The following is a 1,484-nucleotide window of genomic DNA, read 5'->3' as shown; positions in this document are numbered from 1 at the left end:
ATCCGGGGCGAAACCAGCCATTACGACTATGTCTGTGGTGAAAGCGCCCGCGGTCTGATGGATCTGATCGTGCAGCGTCGTCAGGCGATTGGCTACGGCATCCTGACTGTCGAGAATGAAGAGCAGGCGCTCGCCCGCGCTGACCGAAAGCGCGGCAATAAGGGCAAGGATGCCGCAGACGCCTGTTTGGCCATGATCAAATTCCGCAAGGAACTCATTCGGTGAACGACCAGAATATACCCTTCGAGGTTACACGGGCGAGGCGGGCGGGAGCGCGCCTCGCAGCCGTTCAGGCGCTTTATGAAATGGAGCAGACCGGCAAGTCGGCCCGCGCGACCATTCGCGCCTTCATGGAAGACCGGCTCGGCATTGGTCCGAATGAAGAACCGATCGAGGAAGCCGATCCCGATATTTTCAAATCTATCGTGAACGCGGTCGTTGATCATCAGGCAGCCATCGACAAGGCGATCCTTGGGAGGCTGGCAAACGGATGGAAGCTGACCCGGCTCGATGCAACCATGCGCGCGCTTTTACGCGCGGGTTCCGCTGAATTCATCGCGCACCAACATTTGTCGAACGCCATCATCCTGGATGAGTACGTGTCTCTGGCGCATGATTTCTTCGACGAGCAGGAAGCGAAATTTGCCAATGCCGTGCTGGACAATCTGGCCAAGGACCTGCGCAAATAGCCGGACTGGCGGATGCCATCCGGTTTGTGCAGGGATCGGTCCTTGCGGATGGGAGCAGGGCTCCGCTGTCACGAGGACGATTAGTCAAATTACTGGATAGTAGGTGCCCCCATGCATTGGGGCCCGTCCCATCCGCGCAGTGAAATTCAACTGGTTGCCAGACCAGACTGCTGGATTTCACCAGACCTAGCTGCGGAAGAAGACGAAAACCCCGCAGCCCGGCCAAGATAAACGGCTCACCCGGCGGTCGGATTGGTGACGCGTCATCGCCCGGCTCGGTTGGGATCACCCTGCGGACAGGCAGCCATCAGCCCTCAGGCTCAGTTACGCTGTTACCCCAGGCGCGGATCTCTTCGACATATAGTTCGGGCTCTTCCATCGCTGCGAAATGACCGCCGCGCGGCAAATCCGTCCAACGGGTGAGGTTGTAGGCTCTCTCGAACCAGCTCCGCGGCGCGGGTTTGTAGACGGGCTCGCCGGGGAAGTTCGCGAACGCCGTCGGCGTTTCACACCGGACGCCTTCTGGCAGGGCATTGCCACCTTCCTGCGCAAAGCCATTGTAGAACCAGACGCTGGTGGCCATGGCATCATTGACCAGATAGATCATCACATTGGTGAGCAGCTGGTCTTTTGAGTAGGTATCCAAAAGTCCGCCGTCGGACAGGTCTGACCAGCCATTGAATTTCTCGATGATCCACGCTGCAGTGCCGACCGGGGAATCCATTAGCGCCATCGCCAGCGTCTGGGGCTTGGTCATCTGCTGCATCAGATAGGCCCCTTCGCGCTGCATGGCGC

Annotated in this window: 2 protein-coding genes and 1 pseudogene; 2 read left to right on the top strand and 1 reads right to left on the bottom strand. The window is 59.0% G+C overall.

Annotation, left to right across the window (positions count from 1 at the left end):
- Both B4F73_RS05285 and nusB read left to right on the top strand, forming a co-directional pair.
- On the top strand, positions 1-225 hold a 225-nt coding region (locus tag B4F73_RS05285; RefSeq protein ID WP_290482664.1), incomplete at its 5' end, for a 6,7-dimethyl-8-ribityllumazine synthase.
- Complete coding sequence (gene nusB, locus B4F73_RS05280; protein ID WP_206990412.1) at positions 222-689, top strand: transcription antitermination factor NusB; 468 nt, start codon at positions 222-224, stop codon at positions 687-689. The genes B4F73_RS05285 and nusB, both read left to right, overlap by 4 nt.
- Before the next feature lie 307 nt (positions 690-996).
- Here the strand turns inward: nusB and B4F73_RS05275 are convergent.
- Positions 997-1,484 (bottom strand): annotated as a pseudogene (locus B4F73_RS05275) (alpha/beta fold hydrolase); the annotation flags it as partial.

This window comes from Hyphomonas sp. UBA3601 (assembly GCF_002375605.1).
Taxonomy (GTDB): Bacteria; Pseudomonadota; Alphaproteobacteria; order Caulobacterales; family Hyphomonadaceae; genus Hyphomonas.
This window is presented reverse-complemented; position numbering and strand designations above follow the sequence as displayed.